The sequence below is a fragment of the Hymenobacter properus genome (assembly GCF_015694735.1).
Lineage (GTDB): Bacteria > Bacteroidota > Bacteroidia > Cytophagales > Hymenobacteraceae > Hymenobacter > Hymenobacter properus.
On sequence record NZ_JADQDP010000007.1, the window covers coordinates 131416 to 150791 of the forward strand.

23 protein-coding genes are annotated in these 19376 nt (G+C 59.9%); 12 read left to right on the plus strand and 11 right to left on the minus strand.

The window, feature by feature from the left end:
• Positions 1 to 57: 57 nt before the first annotated feature.
• Positions 58 to 639 carry a hypothetical protein gene (locus I2I01_RS21840; RefSeq protein WP_196288651.1) on the minus strand — a complete coding sequence of 194 codons (582 nt, stop codon included), beginning with the start codon at positions 637 to 639 and terminating at the stop codon, positions 58 to 60.
• Positions 640 to 829: 190 nt separating this feature from the next.
• On the opposite strand from I2I01_RS21840, the gene I2I01_RS21845 reads away from it, so the two are divergent.
• From I2I01_RS21845 to I2I01_RS21860, 4 genes are all read left to right on the plus strand, one after another.
• Positions 830 to 1297 carry a helix-turn-helix domain-containing protein gene (locus tag I2I01_RS21845; protein ID WP_196288652.1) on the plus strand — a complete coding sequence of 156 codons (468 nt, stop codon included), beginning with the start codon at positions 830 to 832 and terminating at the stop codon, positions 1295 to 1297.
• The gene (locus I2I01_RS21850; protein WP_196288653.1) at positions 1297 to 2241 is read left to right on the plus strand and encodes a helix-turn-helix domain-containing protein; all 945 of its coding nucleotides are present in this window, start codon (positions 1297 to 1299) and stop codon (positions 2239 to 2241) included. The genes I2I01_RS21845 and I2I01_RS21850 overlap by 1 nt, the downstream gene beginning before the upstream one ends.
• A 161-nt stretch (positions 2242 to 2402) precedes the next feature.
• Positions 2403 to 3116, plus strand: a complete 714-nt coding sequence (locus I2I01_RS21855; RefSeq protein WP_196288654.1) for an SDR family oxidoreductase — start codon at positions 2403 to 2405, stop codon at positions 3114 to 3116.
• 119 nt (positions 3117 to 3235) lie between these two features.
• Positions 3236 to 3997 (plus strand): SDR family NAD(P)-dependent oxidoreductase, encoded by a 762-nt coding sequence (locus I2I01_RS21860; RefSeq protein ID WP_196288655.1) that lies wholly within the window; start codon positions 3236 to 3238, stop codon positions 3995 to 3997.
• Positions 3998 to 4078: 81 nt separating this feature from the next.
• On the opposite strand, the gene I2I01_RS21865 is transcribed toward I2I01_RS21860, so the two are convergent.
• The 5 genes from I2I01_RS21865 to I2I01_RS21885 all read right to left on the minus strand — a co-directional run bounded on the left by I2I01_RS21865 (position 4079) and on the right by I2I01_RS21885 (position 6406).
• Positions 4079 to 4252, minus strand: coding sequence for a hypothetical protein (locus I2I01_RS21865; RefSeq protein WP_196288656.1), 174 nt, complete (start codon positions 4250 to 4252; stop codon positions 4079 to 4081).
• A 78-nt stretch (positions 4253 to 4330) separates the two neighbouring features.
• Positions 4331 to 4795, minus strand: a complete 465-nt coding sequence (locus I2I01_RS21870; RefSeq protein WP_196288657.1) for a hypothetical protein — start codon at positions 4793 to 4795, stop codon at positions 4331 to 4333.
• Positions 4796 to 4822: 27 nt separating this feature from the next.
• Positions 4823 to 5008 (minus strand): hypothetical protein, encoded by a 186-nt coding sequence (locus tag I2I01_RS21875; protein WP_196288658.1) that lies wholly within the window; start codon positions 5006 to 5008, stop codon positions 4823 to 4825.
• A gap of 102 nt (positions 5009 to 5110) precedes the next feature.
• Positions 5111 to 5335, minus strand: coding sequence for a hypothetical protein (locus tag I2I01_RS21880; RefSeq protein ID WP_196288659.1), 225 nt, complete (start codon positions 5333 to 5335; stop codon positions 5111 to 5113).
• A 153-nt stretch (positions 5336 to 5488) separates the two neighbouring features.
• The gene (locus tag I2I01_RS21885; protein WP_196288660.1) at positions 5489 to 6406 is read right to left on the minus strand and encodes a DUF58 domain-containing protein; all 918 of its coding nucleotides are present in this window, start codon (positions 6404 to 6406) and stop codon (positions 5489 to 5491) included.
• 258 nt (positions 6407 to 6664) lie between these two features.
• Here I2I01_RS21885 and I2I01_RS21890 point away from each other — a divergent pair, with 258 nt between their 5' ends.
• The 3 genes from I2I01_RS21890 to I2I01_RS21900 all read left to right on the plus strand — a co-directional run bounded on the left by I2I01_RS21890 (position 6665) and on the right by I2I01_RS21900 (position 9100).
• On the plus strand, positions 6665 to 7018 hold the full coding sequence (locus I2I01_RS21890) for a DUF3276 family protein (protein WP_196288661.1): 354 nt from the start codon (positions 6665 to 6667) through the stop codon (positions 7016 to 7018).
• A 293-nt stretch (positions 7019 to 7311) separates the two neighbouring features.
• Positions 7312 to 8412 (plus strand): redox-regulated ATPase YchF, encoded by a 1101-nt coding sequence (ychF, locus tag I2I01_RS21895; protein ID WP_196288662.1) that lies wholly within the window; start codon positions 7312 to 7314, stop codon positions 8410 to 8412.
• 67 nt (positions 8413 to 8479) lie between these two features.
• The gene (locus I2I01_RS21900) at positions 8480 to 9100 is read left to right on the plus strand and encodes an HNH endonuclease (RefSeq protein ID WP_196288663.1); all 621 of its coding nucleotides are present in this window, start codon (positions 8480 to 8482) and stop codon (positions 9098 to 9100) included.
• Positions 9101 to 9157: 57 nt separating this feature from the next.
• On the opposite strand, the gene I2I01_RS21905 is transcribed toward I2I01_RS21900, so the two are convergent.
• Entirely contained in the window at positions 9158 to 10618 is a 1461-nt protein-coding gene (locus I2I01_RS21905; protein WP_211538104.1) for a M48 family metalloprotease, read from the minus strand.
• A gap of 252 nt (positions 10619 to 10870) precedes the next feature.
• Here I2I01_RS21905 and I2I01_RS21910 point away from each other — a divergent pair, with 252 nt between their 5' ends.
• Together I2I01_RS21910 and I2I01_RS21915 are read left to right on the plus strand one after the other, a co-directional pair.
• Entirely contained in the window at positions 10871 to 11431 is a 561-nt protein-coding gene (locus I2I01_RS21910) for a hypothetical protein (RefSeq protein ID WP_196288664.1), read from the plus strand.
• A gap of 14 nt (positions 11432 to 11445) precedes the next feature.
• Positions 11446 to 11742, plus strand: coding sequence for a hypothetical protein (locus tag I2I01_RS21915; RefSeq protein ID WP_196288665.1), 297 nt, complete (start codon positions 11446 to 11448; stop codon positions 11740 to 11742).
• Positions 11743 to 11872: 130 nt separating this feature from the next.
• Here the strand turns inward: I2I01_RS21915 and I2I01_RS21920 are convergent, their stop codons facing one another.
• Both I2I01_RS21920 and I2I01_RS21925 read right to left on the minus strand, forming a co-directional pair.
• Entirely contained in the window at positions 11873 to 13204 is a 1332-nt protein-coding gene (locus I2I01_RS21920; protein ID WP_196288666.1) for a type IX secretion system plug protein, read from the minus strand.
• Between the two features lie 74 nt (positions 13205 to 13278).
• Complete coding sequence (locus I2I01_RS21925) at positions 13279 to 13836, minus strand: GNAT family N-acetyltransferase (RefSeq protein WP_196288667.1); 558 nt, start codon at positions 13834 to 13836, stop codon at positions 13279 to 13281.
• A 264-nt stretch (positions 13837 to 14100) separates the two neighbouring features.
• Here I2I01_RS21925 and I2I01_RS21930 point away from each other — a divergent pair, with 264 nt between their 5' ends.
• The 3 genes from I2I01_RS21930 to I2I01_RS21940 all read left to right on the plus strand — a co-directional run bounded on the left by I2I01_RS21930 (position 14101) and on the right by I2I01_RS21940 (position 16117).
• Entirely contained in the window at positions 14101 to 14949 is an 849-nt protein-coding gene (locus I2I01_RS21930; protein ID WP_196288668.1) for a class I SAM-dependent methyltransferase, read from the plus strand.
• 105 nt (positions 14950 to 15054) lie between these two features.
• On the plus strand, positions 15055 to 15624 hold the full coding sequence (locus tag I2I01_RS21935) for a DUF4256 domain-containing protein (RefSeq protein WP_196288669.1): 570 nt from the start codon (positions 15055 to 15057) through the stop codon (positions 15622 to 15624).
• A 157-nt stretch (positions 15625 to 15781) separates the two neighbouring features.
• Positions 15782 to 16117 (plus strand): hypothetical protein, encoded by a 336-nt coding sequence (locus tag I2I01_RS21940; RefSeq protein ID WP_196288670.1) that lies wholly within the window; start codon positions 15782 to 15784, stop codon positions 16115 to 16117.
• Positions 16118 to 16239: 122 nt separating this feature from the next.
• On the opposite strand, the gene I2I01_RS21945 is transcribed toward I2I01_RS21940, so the two are convergent.
• Complete coding sequence (locus I2I01_RS21945) at positions 16240 to 18144, minus strand: ABC-F family ATP-binding cassette domain-containing protein (RefSeq protein ID WP_196288671.1); 1905 nt, start codon at positions 18142 to 18144, stop codon at positions 16240 to 16242.
• Positions 18145 to 18288: 144 nt separating this feature from the next.
• Entirely contained in the window at positions 18289 to 19269 is a 981-nt protein-coding gene (locus I2I01_RS21950; RefSeq protein ID WP_196288672.1) for a T9SS type A sorting domain-containing protein, read from the minus strand.
• Positions 19270 to 19376: the final 107 nt, after the last annotated feature.

Consider the following 19376-nt stretch of genomic DNA (forward strand, 5'->3'; position numbering starts at 1 on the left):
TTGATACCAAGGAGGTACTTCGATTTGGGGAGAGCCTGATTAAGTATCAAATCCGGCCTACCCAGGATTGGGGCCTCTGGTAACCAGCGGGGTGGCACCAACCAAGGCGTTGACGCGCGGCTGAATGAGCCAGATGCCAATGGGGAAAAACCAAATCAGGAACAATTCCCCCAAATAGTCGGAAAGGTCCAGTGGGCGCTGTAGCTCAACCGCTTTCAGCAATTTAGCAGTAAAGTAGATGCAGTACAGCATGCCGGCCATCGAGAGCAGGTGCAACGGCACAATCAGCACCGCGAGAAGCGCGACCTGGCTACCGCCCATATCTGCGACGGACCCGAAGAGCAAGTAAGCCAGAATGGCCGTGATGTAGAAAGCAGGGACAAACAGAGCCGTTCTAAACCAGTTCAGACGCATGGGCACCGTAGCGGGAAGCCTACTGCGCAAGCCACTGGCCACCGCGTACAACCAGGCAAAGAGCGTACCCGCATAAAATACCATCCCAATGGCGAACAGCAGAAGGAAAGAACCGATGGCGGCACCAGACTGCAATCCACTGAACAGAAAACATTGCGAAATAACAGCAGGCCCCATTTGCAGAGCAAAGACCTGCCAATGCTTCAGCGTTAAGAATAACTTCATGAAAAAGGGTGGGGTAGGAATGGTACTGTTTTGCTGTCAGACTTTTAGGTGTTATTTCTTTGGCAGTAATAGGTAAATTCCGCACGGCTTCGTCTGCTTCAAAGTCACATCCAAAAAACAAAAGCCAGCAACAGAAAGCCCATTTTCGTGTTGCGAAGCTAATGGGTATCAGTCCAGTCATTTCCAAGCCATGCCCCGCCCTGCCCTCCCCCCGACGCTCTTCGCCCGCCAGCACGAAATCACCGCCGACTACCTGCGCGAAGTGGACCGGCACCTGGCCGACATCGTGGCCGGCCGCGCCACCGAGATGTTCGAAATCCGTGATTTCGCGGGCATCCTTTGCATCCACGCCACGCACCTGAGCAACACCATCAAGCTTGCCACCGGCCATTCGCCGTGCTACTTTTTTGAGGAGCGCATCCTCGACGCAGCCCGGCAGCTGCTGCGCGATCCCAGCCGCTCGGTGGCCGACGTAGCCGCCAACCTTACCTACGACCCTTCCAACTTCACCAAGTTTTTCAAGCGCTTCCAGGGCTGCACACCCAAGCAATACCGCGAGCAGGTGTGGGCGGCCGAGCGCGCGGCACCAGCTCCGGAAAGTGTACCCGCTGCTGCAGAGGTGCGTAAGCCCGTCGCCGCCGCTTACTTCCCCGCCTAATGCGCACCACTGCCCCGCTGGAACCTAAGTCGCTCGCCGCCTTTTACGAGGCTTGTGCCCCCACGCCGGAGTCGGCGGTGGGCGTGCTGCCGCCGCCGGACCTGGGGCCGGGTGGAGGCCACTTCAACGTATTCCCACTGGAGGATTTGCGTGGGGCGCCCCCGATGAATTTCAGCCGGAAGGATTACTACAAAATCACGCTCTGCCACGGGCGCAGCCAGGTGGAATATGCCGACCAGGCCCCGCACGTGGGCACGAATACCTTGTTTCTGGTGACGCCGCGGGTGACCTACCGCTGGCTGCCGCTTGCCGAGGCGCCCGCCGGCTACTGCTGCCTCTTCGACGATGCCTTTCTGCTGCCGGCCCGCACCGGCGTGGTGCTTTCCGAGCTCCCGATTTTTCAGCCCGGGGCCTACCCGGTGTGGGAGGTGACCGAGGCCGATTGCGCCGCGCTCGAAGCCATTTTCGAGAAGATGGCACGCGAGCTGCCCTCGGCCTACGCCTACAAGCCCGACCTGCTGTGCACCTACCTCTGGGAGCTGATTTATCTGGTGCAGAAGCTGCAGCTGGTGCGAGTTCCGCTGGCCAAGCACAGCGCTGCCGAACGCGTGGCCTCCCAATTTGAGGAGCTGCTGGAGCGGCAGTTTCCGCGCCGAAGCCCGCAGCCGCCCTTGCGCCTGCGCACGGCCACCGACTATGCCCAGCAGCTGGCCGTGCACGTCAACCACCTCAACCGCGTGCTGAAGGAAACCACCGGCCACACCACCACCGCCCTCATCAGCCGCCGCTTGGTGCAGGAGGCAAGGCTGTTGCTGAAGCAATCCACCTGGAGCGTGTCGGAAGTTGCCGACAGCCTCGGCTTTGCCGATGTGGCCCACTTCTGCACTTTCTTTAAGCGCCACGCCGGCCACACCCCGGGCGACTTCCGGCGCTTGGCCGGGTAAGTGGCGCGACCTTTTAGTCCGCGAAGCAGACCGGGCAGAGAAGTTGTTTGAAATCTAAAATAGATGGATTGACTGGCGAAGCTGCCCCGTTATCCATCGGCCAGACCTTTGTGGCGTACCAACCGGTCTCCGTTCCGAGAGGCCAAAAAACCACAAGCAACATGGCAAACGAGAAAATTGCGCTGGTCACAGGCGGCAACAAAGGCATTGGTTTCGAAATCGTGCGGGGGCTGCTGCAGGCAGGCTGCCGCGTGTACCTGGGCGCCCGCGAGGCCGCCAAAGGCCAGCAAGCCGTAGCAGAACTGGCATCGGCAGGCGACGTCCGCTTCTTGGAAGTGGACCTGGGCAACCAAGCTACCCTCGACGCGGCCGTGGTGCACCTGCAACGCACGGAAGGCCGGCTCGACATCCTGGTAAACAACGCCGGCATCAACGTGCCCGGCGACGGTGCGCCCAGCTCGGCCGACATTCGCAGTGTAGAGCAGGTGCTCCACACCAATTTTCTGGGCACGCTGGCCGTCACCCAGGCGTTTTTGACCTTGGTGAAGCAGGCCGCCGCGGGGCGCATCGTCAACGTGTCGAGTCCGTTGGGTTCGCTCACCCTCAGCGGGCAAAATGACTGGGGGCTGCTGGGCTATTCCGCTTCGAAAGCCGCGCTTAACATGCTCACCGTGCAGCTGGCCCACGAGCTGCGCGACACGGCCATTAAAGTAAATTCGGCCGCTCCCGGCTACACCGCCACCGAGCTGAATGGCTTTGCCGGCTCCGACACCCCCGCGCAAGGGGCCGCCGAAGCCATCCGGCTGGCCCTGCTACCGGCCGATGGGCCGTCGGGCACGATGTCATCGGCCACCAATGGCCTGCTGCCCTGGTAAGGGCTAACTAATGGCGCCGCAGCGGAAACAGTCACCATTTAAACTTAACTACTCACCATAAACCCCATCCATCGGGCCCGGACCTTTGCCTCATCATTTCACCTCAACCAACTCAACTGATGAGCAATTCCAAAATCGCCCTCGTCACCGGCGGCAGCCGCGGCCTGGGCAAAGACATGGCCCTGAACCTGGCCAAAAAAGGTCTCGACGTCATTGTGACTTACCACAGCCAGCAGGCCGAAGCCGAAGGCGTGGTGGCTCAGGTGCGGGCCGCCGGCCAAAACGCCGTGGCCCTGCAACTCGATGCGTCGAACGTGGGCAGCTTCGCCGGTTTTTTCGAGCAGGTGCAGGCTGCCCTGCGCGAGACCTTCGACGCCGACAAGTTTGATTTCCTCATCAACAACGCCGGCACGGGCCTCTACGCGCCGTTTGCCAGCACCTCGGTGCAGCAGTTCGACGACATGCTGAACATTCACTTCAAAGGCCCTTATTTCCTGACGCAGCAGGCCCTGCCGCTGCTCAACGACGGCGGCGGCATCGTTAACATCTCGTCGGGCCTGACGAAAATGACCAACGACCTGTCGTCGGCCTACGCCAGCATGAAGGGGGGCGTGGAAATCCTGACCCGCTACCTGGCCAAGGCCCTGGGTCCGCGCCGCATCCGCGTCAATGTGGTGGCCCCCGGCGCGGTGGAAACCGATTTTGGCGGCGGCCGCACCCGCGACAACAAAGACGTGAATGCCCACATCGCCAGCCTCACCGCCCTGGGCCGGGTGGGCCTGCCCACTGACATTGGCCCCGTGGTAGCCTTCCTCTGCACCCCGGAGGCCGGCTGGGTGAATGCCCAGCGCATTGAAGTATCGGGCGGACAGGGAATTTAACGTTGCCGAGACTATAAACTAAAAAAGCCTTCCTGCACAGCTGCAGGAAGGCTTTTTTGTGTCGAACGAGAAAGCAAATGGTTACTTGCCTGCGTTCTGGTGCTTTCGGTAGGAGTCTATCTGCTGCCGTAGCACAGCCAACAGGCTGCCATAGCGCTGCTGGGCCTCGCGCTTGCTTTCCAGTTTTTGCAGACGCGTGTTTATCAGGTCGGAAAAGTCCTCGACGGAATAGGCACGTTTGGGCGCGGCGGGCACAGGCTAACTGGCAAAAATTACCAAAACAATTATGAGAAGCGGCGTGATAGCAACTACGCCGTTTCTCAAACTTAGGACTTAAAACCCAAAACGGAACAACGGCCGGGCCGGATTCCAGATGCCCCACGGAATCATGAGCAGCACGAGCAGCAAAGCCACGCCGAAATAGAGCAGCGCTTTGCGGTGCTTCTGGGTGCTGTCGGCGGTTTTTTTCACGGCGATGCGGCCTACCTGGGCCACAATGGCGGCCAGTATCATCACGGCCACGTGCTCCATGCCGAAGAAACGCTTGGTGGGGTCTTGCATGGCGCCGGCTTGCTTCATGGCATTCAGGCCCCAGGGGCTAAGGCCAAAATACAAGCCCAGGCCAATGAGCACTTGCAACCACATAAAGCCCGAAAAAGCGGCGCTCATCCCGTTGTCGGCGCCAGTGAAGGGGCGGCGGCCGGAATAGCCCGAGTAGGCGCGAAACACAGCAATGAGGCCAAAGATGACCACAAACCAGCGGGACCAGGAGTGAAGAATGAGCAGCGTTTGGTACATAAAGAAAGAAAAGAGAGAAACGAAAAATCAACCAATCGGGCCCGCCAAGCTAGTCAAGTCAGCGGCCACTGCCGATGCATGCATTTTCTTGTCGCGGTGCACCACAAACATCACCACGAACAGCGACACGTAGGGCAGCGCACACCCTACGCCAAACCATCGCCAAAACGACCGACCGTGGTTGTAAGCCATAAACGCCGTCATGACGGGCATGAAAAGCAGCGGGGTTAGGATTACAATAAGTGCCTCAAGCATCGAAACAGAATGGCAAAGAAATTACCAGGCAAAGGTACGGCCGTCGCGCCGATGCCGGGGCTACCCCCGCCGCCGACGTGCCTCATGCCCGGCCGCTTTTTCCTCGGCCGCCCGCTCGCGCATGGCCACAAACAGCGCCACGAAAACGGAAAAAAACGGCACTAACATCCCAAACGCAAACCAGCGCCAGAACGAGCGGCCGTAGTTGTAGGCGATGTAACCGGTGATGGGTGCAAACACCAGCAGCGAAACCGTGAAAATGAGAACGAGACGGAGAATGAACACGAGTAATGGAGGAGATAATAGTGAGTGTTAAATATGAGGAACGTCATGCAGGGCGCAGCGAAGCATCTTTACCTCTACACCAGTTCTGATACTCAGATTACGTTGCGCGGTAAAGATGCTTCGCTGCGCCCTGCATGACGTTTCACTAATGTTTTATCGCACCTTGCCCCGCTTCACCAAGTAGGCATACAGCACTTTCTCGAACGGCTCGCGCACGTCCACGGGCACGAAATCGATGCGCAGCTGGCCGCAGCGCTGGGCCAGTTCCTGCTCGTAGGCCGTCATGGCCGCCTGGTAGTGCTCTTTGATTTGCGAGGGCTGAAGCTTGATTTCGAGCCCGGTTTCCACGTCTTCGAAGATGTAGGGCCGCTCGGCGAAGTCGAAATTGGCCTCGGTGGCGCGGTCGAGGATGTGGAACAAGAGCACCTCGTGGTGCTGGTGCTTGAGGTGCTGCAGAGCGGCCAAGGCAGCTTCCTGCTCGGCCGCGCCGCGCCCCAGCATGTCGCTGAACACGATGACCAGGGAGCGTTTGGGAATCTGCTGGGCAATGGCGTGGATGGTGCCGGCCACGTTGGTGCCCCGGCCCGATTTGGGCACGGGCGGGCGCTCCAGCAGCTGTTGCAGCGTGAGCAGCAGTGTGTGGCGGTGGGTGCTGGTGGAGCGCACCGGCGTTTGCAGCTCGATGCTGTCGGCGAAGGTGACGAGGCCCACGGCGTCGCGCTGCCGGGTGAGCAGGGTGGTGAGGGCGGCCGAGGCCAGAATGCTGAATTTCAGCTTGTCGTGGCCTGGCGCGGGGTAGTACATGCTGGGGCTCACGTCGAGCAGCAGGTGGGCGCGCAGGTTGGTTTCTTCCTCGTAGCGCTTCACAAACAGCTTATCGGTGCGGGCAAATACCTTCCAGTCAATATGGCGCGTGCTCTCGCCGGGATTGTACAGCCGGTGCTCCGAAAACTCCACCGAAAAGCCATGATAAGGCGACTGGTGCAGGCCGGTGATGAACCCATCGACCAGCTGGCGGGCCAGAAACTCGAGGTTTTCGAAGGAGCGAATGGAAGCGAGGTCGAGGGGCATGGGTTGGGGCGGGCTGGAAGAGAACCGCATGTCATCCTGAGCGCATCTAAGGACCTTCTCACGCTTGAGCGATAATAGTGCTCAGGGGATAAGGTCCTTCGCTGTGCTCAGGATGACAGATGGGTTGCGCGGCTGACGTTCAAAGATACCTCAACACCTGCCCCGCGCCCCGCGTTTATCTTTGATGCGCATTTCGTAAGTTAGGCCCTTCAACCAACCGACCGATTCTATTTCCCACTCATACCCCACCCAATTCCAGTGGACGACCGTCACGACCAGGAAGAGATTTATTCCCAACGCATTAAAGCTGGCAAGCGCACGTATTTCTTCGACGTGAAAGCTACCCGCGGTCAGGATTACTACCTGACCATTACCGAGAGCAAGCGCCGCCAGAACGGCGACGACTCCGTTTCGTACGAAAAGCACAAGATTTTCCTTTACAAGGAGGATTTCATGAAGTTTGTGGATGCCCTGCAGGACGCCGTGGACTACGTGCGTGAAGAGCTGCTCACCCCCGAAGAAGTGGCCGAGCTTGACCGCCCGCGCGACTACGACGACCGGGACCAGCCCCGCCCCGCCTTCGACCCCAACCGCAGCGACGACATCTACTAGGGCATCCGCTCGGTACGACGACACAGAAGAACGTCATGCGGAGCGCCGTCGAAGCATCGCTGCCGCGCCATTTGTCATCCTGCGCCAAGCGAAGGACCTTATCAAGTAAGAACGGCTGTCGTTCAGTGGTGATAAGATGCTTCCTTCGTCAGCCTGACAGACGGCGCGGCAGCGATGCTTCGACGGCGCTCCGTATGACGTTCTTTTTTCTAGAAGCCATTGCCTAAGCCGTACCTTTGCAGCCGAATTGCCCCCAATTCAACCTTTAACATTCAACACTCAACCCTAGATAAATGGGCCTCCGCTGCGGTATCGTCGGCTTGCCGAACGTCGGTAAATCCACCCTTTTCAACGCGCTTTCCAACGCCAAGGCCGAATCGGCCAACTATCCCTTCTGCACCATCGAGCCCAACGTGGGTGTCATTACCGTGCCCGATGAGCGCCTGCAAATCCTGGAAGCGCTGGTGAACCCCAAGCGCGTGCTGCCCACTATCATCGAGTTTGTCGATATTGCCGGCCTCGTGAAGGGCGCCAGCAAGGGCGAGGGCCTGGGCAATAAATTCCTGGCCAACATCCGCGAGGTGGACGCCATCATTCACGTGGTGCGCTGCTTCGACGACCCCAACATCGTGCACGTAGCCGGCGGTGTGGACCCCGTTTTTGATAAAGACGTCATCGATACCGAACTGCAGCTCAAGGACCTGGAAAGCGTTGAGAAGAAGCTGCAGAAGTCGGAGCGCAGCGCCAAAGCCGGCGACTCCGTGGCCAAGAAGGAAGTAGCCTCGCTCCAGAAATACAAAGCCGCCCTCGAAGCCGGCCAGAACGCCCGCGCCGTGGCTGCTTCCGAAGACGACCTGGCCGCTGTGGCCGACCTGCAGCTGCTCACCATCAAGCCCGTGATTTACGTGGCCAACGTGGACGAGGCCAGCATTGCCAGCAACGGCAATAAGCACGTAGATGCCCTGCGCGAGCACGTGAAAGCCGAAGGTGCCCAGGTGGTGCTGGTGTCGGCCGCCATCGAAGCCCAGATTGCCGAGATGGAAGACCCCGAGGAAAAAGCCATGTTCCTGGGCGAGTACGGCCTCACCGAGTCGGGCCTGAACAAGCTCATCCGGGCCAGCTACGAGCTGCTGAACCTGATTACTTACTTCACCGCCGGCGTGCAGGAAGTGCGCGCCTGGACCATCCACAAGGGGGACAAAGCCCCCGCCGCGGCCGGCGTCATCCACTCCGACTTCGAGAAGGGCTTCATCCGCGCCGAGGTCATCAAGCTGCCCGATTACCAGGAGTACAAGACCGAGGTCAAAATCAAAGAAGCCGGCAAAATGGCCGTAGAAGGCAAGGACTACGTGGTGCAGGACGGCGACATCATGCACTTCCGGTTCAATGTTTAAATGATACCGCTTTATTTAGGGCTTTACAATACCCCAACCTATTTCGGTTGGGGTTCTTTTTTCAAATATGTCAAAAATTACTATGAACAGAAGCATTGCTGGCCTCAAGTACCCTGCTCTTGCAAGCATAAAAGGGCGGTCTAGTACAATAAGGGCCGAATTTATTAAATCAGTTATCCCCGAAATAATACCTAACCCAATGGAGATAGAAGCAGCCTTGACAGTGCTTCAGCAAAATGAGAGGAATTTAAGTTGTTCGTACTGTGGAGACAATCCTACAGAATGGGACCATTTCTTTTCGGCTGTCTCTAATAAAAGGGCCACAGGTTACATTACAGAAGTGTATAATTTGGTGCCCGCATGTGGTAAGTGTAATCAATCAAAAGGAGCGACTTATTGGAAAGATTGGATTTGTGGTAAAGCTATACTCTCACCTACTTCTAGACTGAGGAATGGTAAATTAAATATTACAAAAGAACAGCTTGAAATTAAAATTGGCGTTCTTGAAGATTTTGAGAAATGGGGCAGAACTAGAATTACCAAACTTGATTTTGACAGTGTTTCTGGGCATGAGTTTGCCGAATACTTTAAATCCTGTGAGGATTTAATTGACAAGCTTGCTGCCTACGAAAGAACTGCGATTGCACTAAAAGCTAAAGTGGAAGCAACGTTGCAAAAGCGGACTTAATGAAAAGGCCGGCTCGTAATTACGAGCCGGCCTTTTCATTAAGTCCGCTGGGCGATTCTAGCGGCCTACTACCTTATATAACATGCCCTTTGGCAGCTTATCCGTGGTTTTCATGCCGTTCAGAATGGCCATTTCCTCGTAGCGCTTGCTGGGGATGCCGGCCGAGGCCAGGGCGGAGGCCAGCGTCTGGGTGCCAGTGGCGGTGCGGATGTGGATGTGCTCGGGCTGGCGGTTCAGCTTGTCAGCTTCGGTGAGGCGGGCGTAGCCCTGGGCGGCGCGCTGAAACTGGGGCGCGTAGGTGCCGAAGGTGGTCGGGGAGGACAGGCCCACGAAGGCGTAGATGCTGTTGCCGTCCTGAATGAGTTGGGCCAGCACGTGGGCCGGCGTGCTCTGCTGGTCCTGCGCCTGCTGGTCGCCTTCAAACACCAGCGCGGGGAAGCCGTTGATGGTGGTTTTTTGGGCCTGCGCGTTGGCCACTCCGATGGACTTGGCCAAGTTTTGGGCGGCAGCATCGAGCGAGTTGCCGCTGGCTCCCAGGAACACCAGCAGCGCCTTGCCGTTGGGCTCCTGCATCTGGAAGGTTTCGGGCGAGTTGTTAGACTTCCAGCCCGAAGGGATGGGGAAGCGGAATTTCAAATCGGGGTGGTAGAACACGCCGCTTTCCACGAAGCCCTGGCGTGGGTCTTCGCCAAAGGTCAGGCCCTCAATTTGGCGCAGGTACTGGTCGCGGTTCACTAGGTAGGTGCTGCGGCCGGCGCTCTGCTTGGCCTGAGCGGCCAGCTGCTTCACGCGGGTGTAGCGGTCGGCCGAGTTGGGGTGGCTGCTTAGGAAGGTGGGAATGCTGCTGCCGCTCTGTTCCTCGGTGCGCTGCAGGGTCTGGAAGAAATCGGCCATGTAGCTGGCGTCGTAGCCGATTTTGGTGGAATACTTCACGCCCAGGCCGTCGGCCTCGTTTTCGTCGCCGCGGCTGTACTTCAGCATCCACAGGCCCACGCCCTGCTGCACAATGCCGCCCACCGACTGCATCACGCGCGGGGCCAGCACCGAGCCGAGTATCATACCGATGCCGGCAATGGTGTTGTTGCGGCTTTGCTTCTTACCGTGCTGCGCAGTGATGTGGCCCAGCTCGTGGCCGAGCACACCCGAAAACTGGGCTTCGTTGTTGAAATAAGCCATGATGCCGCGCGTGAAATACACGTGCCCATCGGGGGTGGCAAAGGCGTTGATGATGGGCGAATCGACCACCGTGAAGCCGTAGTCGCCGGGGCGGTCCGAGATGGCCGTCATCTGCTTGCCTTTGGCGGTGATAAGGCTTTGCAATTTGGCGTCATTATAAAGGCCAAACTGGGCGATAACGGCGGGGTCGGGCTTGGCGCCTTGCAGGGGGCGGGCAGCTGGGGCTGCGGGCGATGCAGGGCGACGGGCAGCCCAATCGGTCATGCTGGACGAGCCGGCCAGCGGCAGCAGCAAGGCCAGCAGGGCGGCGGTGCTCAGGCTGCGGGAAAAAGGAACATTCATGGGAATAAATAAAGCGGAATTAACCAGTGAAGGGCTACCGATGGGCTTGCAACGGCCGCAGGGCCGGTGCGGTTGCGCCAAGGCAGCAACGGGGGGTAAACGCGCGTCCGTGTCCGGGGTGGGCCAACAGCCGCTACCAGCCTTAGGCCATTTTCCTGCCAATTTGTGGCACGCGCGGCACTTTCACTTAAAACACACGTGGGACCGGGTAGCATTGCGGCTGTTTTCATTCGTCCATATTCTTGTGTTTCAATGACTGCTTTTCGGTCTGGCCTGGCCTTGCTGCCCGCGGCACTTTTGTTGCTTTCCTGCCACCGCACGCCCATGGCCAGCAGCACTAGCAGCTTCGCGGCGGTCCCGCCCAGTATCGACGGACAAGCCGCGGAGTGGACCGACTCGCTACACTACGACCCCGGCAGCAAGCTGCAGTACCAGGTGCTGAACGACGGCCGCCAGGTGTACCTGCGCCTGAAAGCCGCCGACCCAGCCACTCAGGCCAAAATCGTGCGCCTGGGCCTCACCGTGTGGCTCGATACCACCGGCCGCCACCAGCACCAGTTCGGCGTGCATTTCCCACTGGGCGGCCCTCTGAGCCCGCGCTCCGGCGCCGACGACAGCGCCCCCCGGCCCGATGCTAGCGCCCCCATGCCCGCCCGCCAGGAGGGCCGCCGCGAGCGCATGGCCCAGGCCCTGGCCGGCATGCGCGAGATGGAGCTGCTTTACTACAAAGGCAGCCCCGAGCCTACGCTCACCGACACGCAGTCGCAGCTGGGCGTGAAAGCCGCCCTGGCCCTCGACGCGCAGGAAACCTGATATACGAGCTGGCCGTGCCCCTGCGCCTGCTCTATCCCAAGCTCCCCACCATCAGCGGCCGGCCCGCCGTGGTGGGCGTCACGCTGGCCGGCGGCAAGTTCTCCATGCCCTCAGCGGGCGGCGGTATGCCAGGCGGAGGCATGCGCGGCGGCATGGGCGGTGGCGGCATGCGCGGAGGTATGGGGGGCGGCGGAATGCGGGGCGGTATGGGCGGTGGTGGAATGCGCGGCGGAGGCAGCCGGGGCAGCTACAGCGGCCAACAGTCAGCTCCTATTGACTTGAAAACCAGCATAAATATGGTTTCAAAATGAATCAGTTTAAAAAAACGTCATGCTGAGCGCAGCCGAAGCATCTCTACCGCGGAAGTAAATAATTACTCCTGCAGTAGAGATGCTTCGGCTGCGCTCAGCATGACTGCCTATAGATTATTCTACCAGTCGATTACTGCCGGCTGTTCATATCCACCATCTGGTAGCCGATGAGCAGGTCGGCGCGGGTGCCGGGCGGGCGGTAGTACACCAGCAGGTCGTACTGGTTTTCGGTTTCGTAGTGGCTGCCTTCAAAGTAGGTTTCATTGGCGCCGCGCGTGCCGCCCACCGCAAAATCGTAGTTGTAGTAGCCTTGCTTCAGCAGGGCGTGGCCCGAGTAGAGCTGCTTGGCTTCGTCGTAGGTCAGTTTGTATTCGTCTTTAAGCTGCCAGTCGCTGAATGCGCCGAAGGCATACACCGGGCCGGGTGCCGGCTGGTCGGATTTTAGCTGGAAGGTTACGTCGAAATAGTCGGCGTTGGTAGCGCCGTTGCCGTACTCGCGGCTCTCGAACACGCGCTGGCCGTTGGCATCCACATACTGGTTGTAGGCGGTGAGGGCGCGCGAGGTTTCGGGCAGCAGCTCGGCCGTGGTCACGGGCCGGGCCTGGGGGTTGACGTGCAGCACGCCGATGCCCACGCTCTGCACCGAGCGGGTGTCGAAAAAACGGTACTCGCTCAGGCCGGGGAAGGCGTTTTCGAAGTTGAAGTACTGGTATTCGAGGCGGCGGTCGGCGTCGCGCACGAAGGTGGGGCGCAGGTTGTATTTAGCGTTGTCCCAGCGGAAGTTCTGGCGCAGCACCACCTTCACTTCCACGGCCGGGTTCACCAGCTCCACGGCGCCGTAGCCCACCGAAAAATCGAGCTGCTGCATGGTGAACCGCTCTTTGCCGCCAATCACAATACCTGGTTTCAGGCCCACGCTCACCTGGTTTTCGTACACCAGCAGCCGGCGCGACACCACCGGCGCGCCGCCTTGGTTTTGAACCACCAGCAGGTAGTTGCCGCTGATTTTCACCTGCGGCGCCCGCAGGCGGTAGTGGAAATACGGCGTTTTGGTGCCCGTGCCCACGCGGTAGTCGGTGATGAGAAACTCATTTATCTCATTCAGAAACTGCATGTCCGTGAGGATGGACGGCTGCCAGTCAACATCGCAGTGAATGAGCTTGGCCGTGAAGCGCTGGCTCTGCTCACCAAGCACGTCAAACTCCAGCGTGATGGCTCCGGACTGCCCCAGCGGCACTATCGGTGGTTGAAGTACTTCGTTGGGTTGGCCCGTGGCCACGTAGCACTGCACGCTCCGTACGTCGGGCGAGTAGGCGTAGTCCTGGTACTTCAGGGTTTTGTCGGCGTAATATTCGGGCGGCTTCTGGGTGCCGGCGCGGCCGGCGTTGGGGTCGGTGATGGGCGTGCCCAGCGGCACGCAGGCAGTGGCCAGCAGGAAGGAAGCGAGGGGAAGGAAACGCATGGCCCGCAAGGTACGGCGGCGGCTGCGCGCTGGTCAATGCCGTGCCTCGCCGTTGGGGCTGGCATGCGCCCTTTTCAGCGGCTGGCCGGGCAGCGCAGCGAGTAATAAGCCGTGTCCTGAAATTGGCCATTCCAAAACCCATTCTGCCGGAAAAGGCCCTCCTGCACAAACCCGGCCCGCAGCAGGACCCGCGCCGAAGCCTCGTTCCGCGGGTCGATGACGCCCTCCACCGAATGCAGCTGCAGCACTTCGAAGCCGTACTCCAGCGCAGCTGCCACAGCTTCCTGCATCAGGCCTTGTCCCTGCTGGGACGGGTGAAGCAAATAGCCAATCTCGGCCCGGTGGTTCTCAGGCTGCACGCGATAGAAGCCAATGGTGCCAATGATTTCGTCCGACGTGTGCCGGGCGATGCCCCAGTTGAGCAGTTCGTTCCGGCTCATGCCTTCATTCATCGCTTCGATTAGCGCAGCGGCATCGGCCACAGTGGTGGCCAGGGGCCGGGGGATGTATTGCATCACTTCCGGGTCGGCGCGCATGGCAAACAGGGCCGGCGCATCGGCGCTGGTGAGCGGGCGCAGCGTCAGGCGCTCGGTGCTGAGGGTGGGGCAGGGAGTGAAATTGAAAGTGAGCATGGGCGGATGGCGCGCTCAGCCCAAGTGTGGTCAGGCCTGGGCTGTAGCTGATGCGAATGTAAAACCCGCCGCCCATGCAGCTGCAAAAGCCATCCGCAACGGATTATAGCTGCCGTCAGTGCAGTGCTTGAGTGGGCTATTTCGCAACTGATAATAAGCAAAATAGCTAGCGCTGAAATAGCAGTAAACATTGGTTGTTAAATAATGAATGTGCTATATATTTACAAGGCTTTCACTTCGCTAATTTCTTCCAGCCTAAGCCTTATGGAACAGCACCTTGAGCAAATCCGCGAACAGCAGCGCGCCTCCTGGAATAAATTCTCGCCCGGCTGGAAGAAGTGGGACACGCTGATGATGAGTTTCATGCGGCCCACCGGCGACGAAATCATCCAGCGCCTCCACCTTAAGCCCACCGACGTGGTGCTCGACGTGGCCTCCGGCACCGGCGAGCCCGGCCTCACCATTGCTGAAAAGCTCACGGCCGGCGGCCGGGTTGTCAGCATCGACATAGCCGAAGACATGCTGGCCGTAGCCCGCGAAAACGCCGCCCGGCGCGGCCTCCGCAACTTCGAAACCCAGGTGGCCGACGTGTGCGAGCTGCCTTTCCCCGATGCTTCCTTCGACGCCATCAGCTGCCGCTTCGGGTTTATGTTCTTTCCGGATATGCAGCTCGCGGCTAATGAAATGGCGCGAGTGCTCCGCCCGGGGGGCCGCTTGGCCACCGCTGTATGGGCCGGCCCCGAGCAGAATTTCTGGGTGACGGCCAGCATGGGCATCATCAACCAGCACCTGCAGCTGCCCCCGCCACCGCCCGGCGCGCCCGGCATGTTCCGCTGCGCCCAGCCCGACTTTATCGCCAATATGTTCCGCCAGGCCGGCCTGCAGCACGTGGCCGAAATACCCGTGCCCACCGCCCTGCCCGCCGGCTCGGCCGCCGGCTATTGGGAAATTATGACCGATGTGGCCGCGCCTGTGGCTGGCGCCCTCAGCCAGGCCACCCCGGAACAGCGCGCCGCCATCGAGCGCGATATAATGACCCTGATGCAACAGCGCTACCCTAGCGGCGAGGTAACAATTCCGGCCGGCACGTTGGTGATTGCGGGGGAGAAGTAATTAGCAGGGGATTGCATTGGCCGTTAAGCGGGCCATATTGCGTCTGCCTTTAGCCGCATGCCAGCGCATGGCAAACGCGCTGGTTGCGGTCAGGCAAACCCCATTATGGCAAAGAGTAACGAAAAAAAGTTGCCCGCAGAACGCCGAGCGGAACTCCTCAGCATCTTAAAAAACCGCTTCGAAAAGCACCCAAGCCGCCACCAGGGCCTGGCTTGGGCCGACGTTCAGGTCCGGCTGGACGCCCACCCAGAAAAGCTCTGGGTGCTCGACGACATGGAAACCACCGGCGGCGAGCCCGACGTGGTGGGCCTCGACGCGCAAACGGGTGAATATATTTTCTACGACTGCGCCGCCGAAAGCCCGGCTGGCCGCCGCAGCCTCTGCTACGACCGCGCGGGGCTGGAGTCGCGCAAAGAGCACCGCCCCGCCACCAGTGCCCTCGACATGGCGGCCAGCATGGGCATTGAACTGCTGACGGAAGCCCAATACCGCGAATTGCAGCAGCTGGGCCGCTTCGATGCCAAAACCTCCAGCTGGCTGAAAACCCCGGCCGCCATCCGAAAGCTCGGCGGTGCCATCTTCGCCGACTTCCGCTACGGCACCGTTTTCGTGTATCACAACGGGGCGCAGTCGTACTACAGCGGGCGCGGCTTCCGGGGCATGCTGAAGGTTTGAGGTGGCGAAGAAAACGCCCGATAGGCAGCGGTGCAGAAGCAGATTTTTCTTTTTCGCCATCAGCGGCTAACCTGCTTGTAGCCATTGGTAGATAGCGGTATATTGCTCGCGTTTTATGCCAGCATAGCTGGTTTTATCTACCCTTAAAACAACCTAAATGGAAGTTTCTACAATCAGCACTCAGGATACCGTTAACCAGGTGTATGACTACGCCGCCAACCAGCTCGTCCACGGCGGCCGCAGCGGCGCCGAAGTAGAACGGCTGCTGCAGGAAAAGGGGCTCGATGCCGAAAGCGCCGGCATTGTCGTCAGCAATCTGCAAGGCCAGATTAAGCAAGCCAAAAACGCGCAGGCCAAGAAGGACATGCTCCACGGGGCGCTGTGGTGCGTGGGCGGCACGGCCCTGACGTTGGCCCACATCGGCTTCATTTTCTGGGGCGCCATCATCTTCGGCGGCATCCAGTTCTTCAAGGGCGTTGCCAATCTGAAGTAGGCGCGGCGCGTCGACTACCCTTGTAGCCTGTTAAAAGAAACGCCACTAGGCGTCATAAGAAAAGCCTCTCCCAAAGCACCACGCTTTGGGAGAGGCTTTCGCTTTTCAAGTGGCTGTCTGGTTTACACCTCGGCCAGCATTTCCCACCGGTCGTTCAGCTGAGCCAGCTCCTTTTTCACCTGCTCGAATTTCATCGTCGCGTCTTTGAGCTGCGCGGCATTTTCGTAGATTTTCGGGTCGGCCAACTGCTTTTCGTAGCCGGCCAGTTCCTTTTCCAGCGTGTCGATTTTGGCTTCAACTTCGGCCAGCTCTTTCAGGGCTTTTTTCTGGTCGGGCGACGAGGTTTTGGCGGGCTCGGCCTTTTTCTCCTCCTTGGGCTGGGGCTTGGGGGCCGAGGGGGAGGGCAGGCCGGCTTTCTTGGCGGCTTTCTCGCGGTCTTCCATCCACTGCTCCCACTCTACGTAGGTGCCGGGGTATTCCTTGAGCTGGAAATCCTCGATGTACCAGATTTTGGTGGCCACGTTTTCCACGAAGTACCGGTCGTGGCTGATGACGATGAACGTGCCCTCGTACTGCTCCAGGGCCTGGATGAGGATGTTCACCGACACCATGTCCAAGTGGTTGGTCGGTTCGTCGAGCAGCAGGAAGTTAGCTTCCGAAATCAGGGTTTTGGCCAGGGCCACGCGGCTTTTTTCGCCCCCGCTCAGCACCTTGATTTTCTTGAACACCTGGTCGCCCGTGAACAGGAAGGAGCCCAGCACCGAGCGCAACTCCATCTCGTTGCGCTTCGAGCCGGCCTCGTTCATCTCCTGCAAAATCTCGTTTTCCACGTTCAGGCTTTCCAACTGGTGTTGGGCGTAGAACGACATAATCACGTTGTGGCCCAACTGATGCTTGCCGGCGGTGGGCGCCTCGGTGCCAGCCACCAGGCGCATCAGGGTCGACTTGCCCTTGCCGTTGGCCCCAATCAACGCGATTTTGTCGCCGCGCTCGATGTGCACGTGGGTGTCGCGGAAGATGAGCTTCTGGTCGTATTTCTTCGTGACGTGCTCCATGCGCAGGATGTGCCGGCCCGGCTCCACCTTGAACTGGAAGCGGATGTTCACCTTCGCCGCCTCGGGCGTCACGTCCTCAATGCGCTCCAGCTTGTCCAGCGCCTTCACGCGGCTCTGGGCCTGCTTGGCCTTGCTGGCCTTGGCCTTGAAGCGCTCAATAAACCGCTCCGCCTGCCGAATCTGGGCCTGCTGGTTTTCGTAGGCGCCTTTCTGGATGAGGTTACGCTCCTCTTTCTCTTCGAGATAGAAGGAGTAGTTGCCGGCGTAGGGCACCAGCTTGCCGCCGGTCACCTCCACGGTGGTGTTGGTGGTTTGGTCGAGGAAGGCGCGGTCGTGGCTTACGATGATGACGGCGCCCTCGTAGCCCGACAAGTAGTTTTCAATCCACTTAATCGAGGGCAAATCCAAGTGGTTGGTCGGTTCGTCGAGCAGCAGTAGCGAGGGCTGTTGCAGCAGAATCTTGGCCAGCATCACGCGCATGCGCCAGCCGCCCGAGAAGGACTTGAGCGGGCGCTGCAGCTCCTCGGTGCTGAAGCCCAGGCCTTCCAGAATTTCCTCGGCCTTGGCCTGCATGGTGTAGCCACCAAGCGCCTCAAACCGCTCCTGCATGGCGGCCAGCTTCTCCACCAGCTCGTCGGAGTAGTTCGTCTCGAACTCTTCGAGCACGGCATCAATCTTTTTCTGCAGCTCCAGCGCCTCCTCGAAGGCCTGCATGGCCACGTGCAGGATGCTTTCGTGGGTGTCGTAGCTCAGCAAATCCTGGTTCAGGAAGCCCAGGCTCACGTCCTTGCTCATCGAGATGGAGCCGCCGTCGGGCCGGTACTCGCCCACCAGCAGGCGCAGCAAGGTCGATTTGCCGGTGCCATTCAGGCCGATGAGGCCGATTTTGTCCTTGGGCTTGATGTGCAGGCTGGCGCCGTCGTACAGCGTGCGGGAGCCAAAGTGGAAGTCGAGGTCGGAAATGCTAATCATTGAGTCGGGGTATTCAGGGGCAAAGGTACGGCCCCCGGCGCGGTAAACGCCGCCGTGGCCAGTGGAATTGAACGACCACCGACGCACAAAAAATCCCCGCAGCCGGGGCCGCGGGGATTATCAATTCACTCAAAAGAAGTCAACTTACTGCTTCACCACCTTCAGCGTGCGGGTGCGGTCGCCGTCCTGGTAGCGGACCAGGTAGAGGCCGGCAGCCAGGCTGCCGAGGTCGAAGCGGGCTTCGTGGTTGCGCACGGGCGCGGCTTGCAGGGTGCGGCCGGTGTGGTCGAGCAGCAGCACAGTAGCGGCCGGGCTGGCCTCGGCGGGGGCCTGCACGGTCAGGGCGTTGGCCGTGGGGTTGGGGTAGGCGTTCACGGCCAGGGCCTCGCGGGCGGGCAGCGTGGCCGCCAGGGTGGCGTTCACGGTGACGCCCATCACGTTGAGCGTGCCCGTAGCGGCAGGCTTGTTAATCACAATGTTCTGAATCGACTTCGTGGCGTTGGCGGCAGACAGCGTGAGGCGGAACTCGTAGAGGCGCGGGTCGGTGGTGCTGTTTTGGATGGTGTTGTTGTCGCGGCCCACCCGGCCAAAGCCCCGCAGGGCAATGTTGGTCGTGCCCGAAAACCAGTCGGCTGCCGAAAGCCCGGTGAAGGCCTGCGTGGTGCCATCGGTGAAGGTAACCGTGGCCGTAAAGCCGCTGGCCCCGTTGCCCGAAGTAGCCAGCAAATACACGTCAGAAGCCGCCAGCGGCGTGGGGAAAGCCAGCGTGCCCGAACCAATACCGCTGATGCGCAGTGAGTTATTGGCCGAGTACGAAGCAAACTGGAACGTGAGGCCGCTGGTGACAGCACTGGTAAAGGAGCCGTTGGCGGGCAAGAAGGAAGTGGGTGCTCCACTGGTCGGGCTCACGAACGTAGACGCCATGAAGTTGAAGCGGTTGCCCACTGCCCCGCCGTCCACGTCGTCGGTGGTCGAGGAAATGACGGTGCCGGCACCGTTGGCCACCACATCGGCGTTGTAGCCGGTCACAGCCACAGGTACCAGGGCGGCGTGGGCGGCGGGCAGGGCGCCCAGGCCCAGCGTCAGGAGCGCCAGGGTGCGGAGAGAAGTAAAGGTGTTGTGCATAAAAATGAAGAAGGGGTGAAAAAGGGATGAGTCAAATATAAAAGAGAAGAATGCCGGGCCAATTAATCGTTTAAGCTTTTTTAGATGAAATGGACAATGCGGACCCG

Bases quoted from the DNA above. Each gene is read 5' to 3' on its own strand.
- I2I01_RS21885 (WP_196288660.1), bottom strand. From the start codon at position 6,406: ATGCCCCTCGACCTCGCTTCCATTCGCTCCTTCGAAAACCTCGAGTTT.
- I2I01_RS21930 (WP_196288668.1), top strand. From the start codon at position 14,101: ATGGAACAGCACCTTGAGCAAATCCGCGAACAGCAGCGCGCCTCCTGG.
- I2I01_RS21935 (WP_196288669.1), top strand. From the start codon at position 15,055: ATGGCAAAGAGTAACGAAAAAAAGTTGCCCGCAGAACGCCGAGCGGAA.
- I2I01_RS21840 (WP_196288651.1), bottom strand. From the start codon at position 639: ATGAAGTTATTCTTAACGCTGAAGCATTGGCAGGTCTTTGCTCTGCAA.
- I2I01_RS21925 (WP_196288667.1), bottom strand. From the start codon at position 13,836: ATGCTCACTTTCAATTTCACTCCCTGCCCCACCCTCAGCACCGAGCGC.
- ychF (WP_196288662.1), top strand. From the start codon at position 7,312: ATGGGCCTCCGCTGCGGTATCGTCGGCTTGCCGAACGTCGGTAAATCC.
- I2I01_RS21860 (WP_196288655.1), top strand. From the start codon at position 3,236: ATGAGCAATTCCAAAATCGCCCTCGTCACCGGCGGCAGCCGCGGCCTG.
- I2I01_RS21855 (WP_196288654.1), top strand. From the start codon at position 2,403: ATGGCAAACGAGAAAATTGCGCTGGTCACAGGCGGCAACAAAGGCATT.
- I2I01_RS21850 (WP_196288653.1), top strand. From the start codon at position 1,297: ATGCGCACCACTGCCCCGCTGGAACCTAAGTCGCTCGCCGCCTTTTAC.
- I2I01_RS21950 (WP_196288672.1), bottom strand. From the start codon at position 19,269: ATGCACAACACCTTTACTTCTCTCCGCACCCTGGCGCTCCTGACGCTG.
- I2I01_RS21920 (WP_196288666.1), bottom strand. From the start codon at position 13,204: ATGCGTTTCCTTCCCCTCGCTTCCTTCCTGCTGGCCACTGCCTGCGTG.
- I2I01_RS21900 (WP_196288663.1), top strand. From the start codon at position 8,480: ATGTCAAAAATTACTATGAACAGAAGCATTGCTGGCCTCAAGTACCCT.
- I2I01_RS21910 (WP_196288664.1), top strand. From the start codon at position 10,871: ATGACTGCTTTTCGGTCTGGCCTGGCCTTGCTGCCCGCGGCACTTTTG.
- I2I01_RS21905 (WP_211538104.1), bottom strand. From the start codon at position 10,618: ATGAATGTTCCTTTTTCCCGCAGCCTGAGCACCGCCGCCCTGCTGGCC.
- I2I01_RS21940 (WP_196288670.1), top strand. From the start codon at position 15,782: ATGGAAGTTTCTACAATCAGCACTCAGGATACCGTTAACCAGGTGTAT.
- I2I01_RS21945 (WP_196288671.1), bottom strand. From the start codon at position 18,144: ATGATTAGCATTTCCGACCTCGACTTCCACTTTGGCTCCCGCACGCTG.
- I2I01_RS21845 (WP_196288652.1), top strand. From the start codon at position 830: ATGCCCCGCCCTGCCCTCCCCCCGACGCTCTTCGCCCGCCAGCACGAA.
- I2I01_RS21875 (WP_196288658.1), bottom strand. From the start codon at position 5,008: ATGCCCGTCATGACGGCGTTTATGGCTTACAACCACGGTCGGTCGTTT.
- I2I01_RS21870 (WP_196288657.1), bottom strand. From the start codon at position 4,795: ATGTACCAAACGCTGCTCATTCTTCACTCCTGGTCCCGCTGGTTTGTG.